Source organism: Mucilaginibacter sp. P4_D1, from assembly GCF_056401935.1.
The window spans coordinates 22704-31827 of sequence record NZ_JBFUIJ010000057.1 but is presented as its reverse complement, the minus strand read 5'-3'; the positions used below and the strand labels follow the sequence as shown (position 1 = coordinate 31827).

Sequence of the window (9124 nt, the reverse complement as noted above, 5' to 3'; positions counted from 1 at the left end):
GCTATAAGGCCATACAGTGCGTTCATCCCAACTCGTACAATAGCTATAAACCCAGGTCCCATTGATAAAGTTAAGGTCGCTGGCCTCATTAAAATAAGGAGCGGGTATCTTAGAAATACTGCTGGCCAAACTGATCATATCTGCTCCTAATTTGACAATCCTGGCATTATCCGGCATATATTTTGTTTTGGGCGTTCCGGCTCCAAAAACCAGCCAGCCTGTACCCTGGCCGTCAATTAGAACTCCAGGATCGAATGGAGCGCCGACATCCACACCGGGGACAGAGCGGTCGACTATATTCTTTCCTAATGGGTCTTTCCAGGGGCCAACGGGGGAGGTGGAAGTAAGCACGGCTGAGCCACCACCGCCATTGGAGTAATACAAATAGAAGTGCGTTTTGCCGTCTGCTTCCATTCTGGATTCAATGGAAGGCGCCCAGGAATTCTGATTCCATGGTGCCAGCTTTGCTGTATTTATGAGGCCATGATAAGTCCAGTTGACCATATCATCGGAAGACATCATGACCAGCGTACGGATATGCTTGTATGAATTTTTCCCATCCTTTCCTACATGCTCATACTGTTCATGATCATTCGTGGCATACACATAAATTCTTCCGTTGTATTCTACAGCTGTTGGGTCGGCCGTAAATATAAAATCTAATAAAGGATTCGCATTATTGGTGAGAAGTTTCGGCGAAACTCTTGCGAATTTTGCTTCCAGGTTTTCATTAACCACTTTCGGTTTATCCGCGTTAGCCTGAGCTTCTACATCTTTTTTATATCCTAAAAAAGAAATAGCAAGGACCGTACTTAACAACACTTTTGTTCTAAACATGCTTTTTTTACTTTACCTAAAAAACGAATACTCGTTAAGGGTAATTTCAATTGATTAATTATTCTTTAGCTAAGTAACAAAAGGGTTAACCTTTCCCGGAGACTGGCGAACGCTTAACTAATCTCAGGGAAGGGAAATAACCTTATGCTATAATTGACACATACTATTACTTATATCCTAATTTAATGGCATCATACATACGCTGGTCCTTTATCACATTATTAGATCTGTCTAAAGTAAAACCTATCTCCCACCAGAATGGCATAAGGCCATTCGCTCTCATAGTTTTGGTTGCAAAAGTTGCCCAGTCATCCACAGACTTATTGTGCTTATCCATATCCTTAGGAAGATACTGGCTTTTGGTGACGGCGGGAGTCCTCCTCCATGAAGCATATTCACCCAGTACCACAGGGATACCTTGATCAACAAACTTTTTCATCTTTCCGTATTCAGCGATGAGCGCATCCTCTTCTCCAAAGGTGGCGTTACGGTCCGGCTCAATAGTAGAATGATTCCCGGCCCCCCAGTAATAAACCATTTTGCCCCAACTTACATCTCCATCGTTTAGTAAATTAAATGTAGAAGGTGTGTAGCTATGTACCTCAAGCATCAAACGATTAGGTACCGGATCGTGAGGCATAGTAGTCATCAGGTCAGAAGTTTTATAACTGTCGGTAGTGGGCCCCTGCACAACCAGTACCCGGTTACTGTTTCTGCCCCCGGTAGAGCGAACTGCCTTGATGAATGTTTCGTGATAACCATTAAGTATGGCCATCTGCGCGGCATTGTCAGCCGAAGGTTCATTCAATCCGGCAAAAATAAGGTGCTCATCAAAATCACGCATGGTTGTAGCAATTTGCTCCCAAATCGCCTTTTGCATCGCGTTAACGGAATCTTTCTTTAACGCATTGGCATTGGGACTATCGTGAGAATTCAGTATCACATATATATCATTGGCCACACACCATCCAACCACTTGTTTCACCCGCGCAAGCCATGCAGGATCAATTTTTGCCTTGCTTCGATCGCTTAAATGGGTCCAAACCCAGTTACAGGGAAGCCGTACAGCAGTGAAACCTGATTGTTTTATAAATTTCACATACGATTCGGTCAATTTACTACTCTGCCAATCACCTTCGTTTGGCGACTCCATGGTATTGCCAAAATTTACTCCCATTCCCGTGCGCATTTTTGCCGCCAGCTGCACAGCAGTACTGGTCATTCCGGTCATGTCTGGCGCTATGGGCGATGTATTATAGCCTGGGTATAAATTGGGGACCTGGGTAACTATTAGCCTTCTTGCCTGGCCGTTGGAACAATTAATAAATAAAACACCAGAGCGGCTTGCCCCTGTACCATTTTCTGATAATGTTGTTAAATGAATAACAGTGCTGCCGCTTTTGCCTGTTGTTGTATTTAATTGCAACCACGAATAAGCGGGATTGGTGATGCTCCAATCGGCATTAGCTGAAACGGTTATGTCATCGCCCCCCCCGTCACCCGTAAAAGTTACGGTGGGTGCGCTAACTGTTAGTTGCGGGTCCGGATTCTTAGTTTTTTTACAGGACAATAAAGATATAACTGTAATAACAGATATCAATATTGTAAAACAATACTTAATTTTCATTTTGTCTTAATTTTAGTTAGTTAAAAAGCCCCACGGCGATATGCTGCCATGGGGCTGTAGGCTATTTGATTTTCACACACCTAATATTGTCAATAGCGGCATAAACACCAGTTGCAGTTGACGAAGAATCGAAATTTTTAAGGGTCATATTATAACTATTAGCACCGGTAGGCCCTAATAAATCGCTTATTTTAGTAATTGATTCACCATCCCCTAATTCGTCAACCTTTGATCTGAACTCAGATAAAGGAATAGTTACGGTTTCCCAACCTTTTGTTATAAAAGCTTTGGTAACATTTGAACCAGGAATTTTCCATGGCTCATAACGCGCAACATAACTATCACCTGCAAATTCAGTTCTGATATAAAGCGTACCTCCATTCCATGGGTGGGCCACACTTATTTCAAATTGAAGAGCCCAGTTTGAAACGGGATCTTTAAGATTTGCCACAGGTACCCAGTGATTACCCGTATTAGAATTACCCAATGGGGCGTACGCACTGGCACCGCCCGCTAAAACAGGAGAATCAAAATATATATACATAGTATTATTTGTTCCCATCGAACCATTAAAATCGGCCAGAGGGCCGAAAGCCATTTTTTCATCTCCATACCAGGCATAACCAAAATTGTCACCCCACTCAAAATTTGCTAAAAGACCATCAGTAACGCCATTTTGAGTATTTACTTTATAAACAGTAGAAACCGTTCCATAACTGGTAACAATAGTCACCGGTCCACTGGAGTAGCTGTTCGAAGCCGGGGCCGGAAACTTAACATAAGCGCCATGTGGACTTTCTGTGAAATTTGTAATAGTAGCACCGCCAAAAGAAATTGACTGAATAGTCTTAAGGTAAGTACCATAAACATAAACCGAATCACCAGCGTTGGCATTAGTGTTGGAAATGCCGCTAATGATTGGCTTTGCATTTATGGTATCCCGGGCAGTACCGGATTTAGCAGTCACTATGATAAACTTGTCGGATGTCGTTGCCGGCATCAGAAAACCAAGAGAGGTACCATCGGCATTCGGGTTAAATTTTGGAATTTTGGTTCCGCCATATGAAAACTGCTGAACCAATACTAAATTGGAACCGTACAGATAAACGGAATCGCCGGGGRCGGCAAACACATCGGATACAGCGCTAATAGTTGGCGCCGGCGGCCCCAATTTAAAGGCGAACATCGCTGAACCTGCTGCTGTAACATATTTAACTGTATACAGTTTGGTAGTATCAATTTTTCCAAAATCTATATTAGGGATCTTCACCACAGCACTGCCGGGGGCAAATAAAGCGGTGTTAAAAGAGGCCGGAACCCCGTCAAAAGATATTTGAGTTGCATTTTGCAAATTCTGCCCGGTTATTACCACCCATTGCCCTTTTGCTACGGCGCTATTTAAAACCGTATCATTAGGTGAGGCTACATAGCTTTTAATAGCCGCGATAACCGGAGGGGCACTGCTGCCGCCATCATTGTTCTTTTTACAAGCCGGTGATAAAGCCACAATCATGAACAGAAGCGGCAAAAAACACAAGCGTAAGTATGATTTCTTTTTCATAACAAAATATTTTAAATGTTTTAATTAATAATAGGGTACCGGCGGCTGTGCCAATTTAGGGTCGGTGGTTACCTCAGATGAGGGAATTGGCAACGTAAATGAATTGACAGTTGCCGGAAGCGTAATTGGAGTGGCGGTAGTATCCCTTGTAGCTTTTTTCGTTGTAGGGTCATAAGTAAACGAAATCCGGCCGTGAGTGGCATCCTGGTTATTAAGAAACTGCACCGCATTTGACGGATCATAATAAGAATACCTGACCAGGTCTATCCAGTATTGTCCTTCAAAAGCAAGTTCAACCCTTCTCTCCGTACGCAGTGCAGCAGGGGTTATTGCAGTCACAATATCCACGCCGGCCCTCGCGCGCACTTTATTAAAATAAGTTAGGGCGTCACCATCGCTCGTAGTACTATTATTGCCCAGAATAGCTTCGGCATAAACCAAATACACATCGGCCAACCTGAGGATTGCGTTATGTTCGGGGGATGACCATCCATCCATTGTTGGCGAATTGTTGTCTTTATCGTTACCAATAATGTGTTTTTTAAGGCCTGTACCTGTTGCCTTATAACCACCGCCGGCAGCATTCAATTCGGGATAAAAATCTCCGTTGAGCATAATAGTGGCTTTGCGCCTTACCGTATCCTTTGCAGCATACATCCGGTATAAATCATAGGTTGGTTGTAAGGCTTGCCATCCACCTATCTTTTGAGGAAGTATATCCGCGCTTGGTGCAAAATAAAGTTGCATAGCATTGCCATTTCCATAACCTACGCCCGCGGCCCATTGAAGGGAAAATAAGGATTCAACGTTATCGTTGTTTTGCGCCTTGAAAAGGTCATAATAGCTGGGCAGCAAATTTAAATTGCTATTTATACACACGTTGCCCGCATACTTTTTGGCACTGTCCAGCAAGGCCTGATCGCGCGAACCGCTTTTGCCTACACCTGCCATCGTCAGATATACTTTGCCCAGCATCCCCTGCGCCGACCAGGTAGTTACCCGGCCTTTTTCGTCTGTTTTTGGAAGGTTTTGCGCTGCGAAGGTTAAGTCTTTGGCAACGAATTTATAAACATCCGAAACAATATTTCGAGGAAGCAGCGGATCTTTTATCAGTTTGCTGTTGTCTTCAATAATTGGCACAGCCCCCCAATATATCGCCAAGTGATAATAAGCTACGGCACGAATAAACTTCGCCTCAGCTATAGCCGCGTTTTTGTCCGCCGCCGAAATGGACGGATCAGCCTGTTGTTGTATGGCATTGATAACGCCATTACATTGCGCTATAACATTGTACAACCCAACCCAGCCATTGGTCACCAGGCCATTTTGCGCGGTAATAGTGCGTGTAAAAAGCTGTACAATATCGTTACTATACTGAAAGCTACCGGTGCCGCTCAATACGTCGCCAAACGGTATCATGGCACCATTGTTCCATTGAAACCACTGCGCCCCGCCGTAAAGGCTTGCCGTAGCCAGGCGTAAATCGGAGGTGGTTTTGTAAAAATTAAGAGAACTGATCTGCGAGTTGGACGGACGGTCCAGAAAACTCTTTTTACATCCGGCCACTGCTGCCGCACATAGCAGGGTGATGATAATTTTGTGAATTGATTTCATAAACATATATTTTTAATCGGTGATCGTTTTATTATCTCAAGGTTATGTTGGCACCAATAGTAAATACTCTTGGCTGCGGGTAATAACCGCTGTCCCAACCTGCCTGGAGCGGGTTCCACGAACCAATTTCAGGGTCCATGCCTTTATATTTTGTAATGATAAAGGCATTGGATACGTTGGCATATATCCTGACAGACTTCACAGCTATTTTTGATAAAAGACTCTCTGAGAACCGGTAACCTAAGGTGATATTTTTGCACCGCAGGAATGAACCATCTTCGATCATCAAACTATTAGGACGGTTATTGCTGTTGGTATTGTCATTTCTTACGCCTACAATTGTTGTATTTGGGTTGGTAACATATACATTGTTAACATCGGACGAAGAGCCGGCAGGATCTACCATAGCCAGTTTCGCATAATCTAATACCGATGTAAAATAGGTAGTATGGTTTTGCGGATCGTTTTGCTGTATAGCCATTTGATTGAAAACCTTGTTGCCATAGCTGCCACTGAAGAAAATATTCAGATCAAAATTTTTGTAGTTAAATGTATTATTGATACCGTACTGAAATTTCGGGATCGGGGAACCCAAAAAGGTTTGGTCCCTGGAGTCGATAATACCGTCACCATTCAAATCCTTGAACATACGGTCGCCGTACCAGATACCACCGCCCGCCGGAGAAACCGGATAAGGGTTACCATTCGCGTCGGCAGGCCGGGCATGGTTTAAAAGATCAGATGGCTTTGCAAATATCCCGTCAAATACGTAGCCGTAAAATTCGCCAACGGGCTGCCCCACCACGGTTTTTTCAATGATATCGTTTATTACATATGATTTCTGGCTTAGGTTAGCATCAGTTCCCCCCGCACCTAAGTAGGTCACTTTATTGTTATTTCGCGATATGGTGAAAGCGGTTTTCCAACTGAAATTTTTAGAAGTAATATTGGTAGAATTGATTTGGAAATCAAACCCTTTATTGGTTAGCGAGCCGACATTGGCATAAGGCGCCTGCATGGATCCAGGCCCCCAACCCGCTACAGTACCGGAGTATGCAGGAAGCGGCACCTGTAACAAAAGGTCTTTTGTCTCGCGGTCGTAAACGTCTAATGAAAAACCTAACCGCCCATTCCAAAACGATGCGTCGATCCCGGCATTGTAGTAATCGGTTTTTTCCCACTTCACAGACTGATTTGACAAATTGTTTTGAAACTGCGCTGTACCTGCCAGGCCATTTGTAACCGATGCAAGTTGGGTTACATAAGTATTGCCCGGTATGCCCTGGTTGTTGGTTAGCCCATAACCAAGCCTCAGCTTCAATTCATTAATACTCTTCACGCCTTTTAAAAACGCCTCGTTATTAATTTTCCAGGCAAATCCACCCGAATAGGTAGTACCCCAACGATTGTTGGTGGGAAAATTTGAAGAACCATCGTCCCGTATATTGCCGGTAAGCAGGTACCTGTCATCCCATGAAAAATTGATACGGCCGAACCAGGATTCCCGTGCAGAGCCGCCGGTGGGGTTTGACTGTGAATTATCGCCCGAGTTTGTGGCCGTGCTGGCATCCCCCGCATTAATGGCCTGCACATTGTTTGAAGGAAAATTCCTTCGCGCACCGCTAACATTTTCAAAAGTGTTCTCCTGCGATTCATGCCCGGCTAAAGCATCAATATGAAATTTTTTGAAATTATGGTTATACGTTAAAAAATTGCGTATTACTATATAAAAATTTTGGCCGGCGGCAGAGGAACCGAAGTTAGGGCTGGGCGTGCCTTTACCAAAACTATAAGTTGGCGAAAACCGATCTTCTGTATTAAAATCAAAATTACCGGATAGTTCATTTCGCAGCGACAGGTCTTTAGTAAGTTGTATTTCGGCATACACGTTGCCGAATATCTGGTTCCTTCTTTTTTGGTCTTTTACAATTTTTGCCAATGCCACCGGGTTGGCAACAGGTTGTACCCAACCATTGGGGTCGGTAACGCCACCAAAGGAACCATCACCGTTTAGTACCGGAACATCCGGAGTAATACTTAGCGCGGTGCTGATTACGCTACTGGAAGTTGAATTTACATTTTCGTTGATATGCGCCAATTGAAGGCTGGTCCCTATTTTTAGCCAATCAGTGGTTTTATTATCTAAATTAAGCCTTAGGGAATATCTTTTAAAATTAGATCCAAGGGCTATCCCGTCCTGGTTAAAATACGAGGTTGATAGTAAATACTGGGTCCTGGCATCCCCGCCGTTTATAGTAAGCGTGTGGTTCATCATCGGGGCCTTCCGGAATAACTCTTTTTGCCAGTCGGTGCCGGGGCCTAAATATTGAGGATTGGCAAATTCGGGCCTGGCATCAAAGCCCCACGCAACGGCCCGGGCATTAATAAAAGTAGCAAATTGTGGCAAATCTACTGTAGGGAGCCGCTTGATTATTTCCTGGTAACCGGTATAGAAATCATAACTTATTTGCGGTGGTCCGGCTTTGCCCCTTTTTGTAGTAACAACCACTACGCCATTGGTTGCCTGCGAACCGTAGATGGCTGTTGCCGAAGCATCTTTCAATACGTCTACTGATTCTATTTCGGAGGGATTGATGGCATTTAGCGGATTTGAACCGTTACCGGGGTCACCCACCGGCGGAATAACGATACCATCTATTACGTACAATGGCGCATTAGAGCCGGTTATTGACGACACGCCACGTATTTGAATAGATACGCCGCCACCAGGCTGACCCGATACCTGTTGCACCACAACCCCTGCAACTTTGCCCTGCAGGGCCTGGTCAAAAGTGGTTGGCTGCGTTTGGCGCAAACTGGCTCCTGATATTGAACTGATAGACCCGGTAAGGTCTTTTCTTGGCGCTTTAGCATAACCAATAACGACTACCTCGTTCAAATTGCTGGATGTTGAATTGAGCGTGACGTTAATTGCGCCGGCCTGCTTAATAGTTATTTCCCGTGGTGAATAACCTAAAAAGTTAAAAACAAGCACTTTGCCCGGCTCAGCGGCTATATTATAGCTACCATCAATGCTGGACACGGTGCCCAGGCCCGTTCCTTTAATCTTAATACTTACGCCTGGGATTGGCTGACCATCGTCGGAACTTGTAATTTTGCCCGTAATATTTACGGTTTGTGCATGGGCAGATATATAAAGAAATATGCCCGCGATAATTAATGAAATCTGGTATTTCACTCTCTTTTGTAAATTTTTATCCATCTTTTAAAAGGATTTTAAGGTTTGATAATTGGTACATTGTTTTTGGTTAGTGCTTAATTGGTTTTTCTCCTCATTCATAATTTATTTTGTTATCGCATCTTTTAGATAGCCCAAAAACAACCTTCGAAAACTACTTTACAGTTAGTTTCGTTACATGAAATGGCTGCCCGAACAATCAGTTAAAAAACTTCAGGTGCAGTCAAACGCATGTTTACTAATTCAAAAAAGTTAACTGTTGGTCCTATTGGTTATTGGTGGAACA

The 9124-nt window shown here is 43.8% G+C and carries 5 protein-coding genes; all 5 read right to left on the bottom strand.

Translation table 11 applies throughout. The features are described 5' to 3' along the window. Window positions 1-837: family 43 glycosylhydrolase (locus AC1DV1_RS28130; RefSeq protein WP_477366957.1), on the bottom strand; the 837-nt coding region annotated here is incomplete at its 3' end. A gap of 166 nt (window positions 838-1003) precedes the next feature. Continuing rightward, window positions 1004-2464 carry a cellulase family glycosylhydrolase gene (locus AC1DV1_RS28125; RefSeq protein WP_477366954.1) on the bottom strand — a complete coding sequence of 487 codons (1461 nt, stop codon included), beginning with the start codon at window positions 2462-2464 and terminating at the stop codon, window positions 1004-1006. A 61-nt stretch (window positions 2465-2525) separates the two neighbouring features. Next, window positions 2526-4025, bottom strand: a complete 1500-nt coding sequence (locus tag AC1DV1_RS28120) for a glycan-binding surface protein (RefSeq protein ID WP_477366951.1) — start codon at window positions 4023-4025, stop codon at window positions 2526-2528. Between the two features lie 24 nt (window positions 4026-4049). After that, the gene (locus AC1DV1_RS28115; protein WP_477366948.1) at window positions 4050-5639 is read right to left on the bottom strand and encodes a RagB/SusD family nutrient uptake outer membrane protein; all 1590 of its coding nucleotides are present in this window, start codon (window positions 5637-5639) and stop codon (window positions 4050-4052) included. A 31-nt stretch (window positions 5640-5670) separates the two neighbouring features. Beyond that, window positions 5671-8862 carry a SusC/RagA family TonB-linked outer membrane protein gene (locus tag AC1DV1_RS28110; protein ID WP_477366945.1) on the bottom strand — a complete coding sequence of 1064 codons (3192 nt, stop codon included), beginning with the start codon at window positions 8860-8862 and terminating at the stop codon, window positions 5671-5673. Window positions 8863-9124 lie beyond the last annotated feature (262 nt).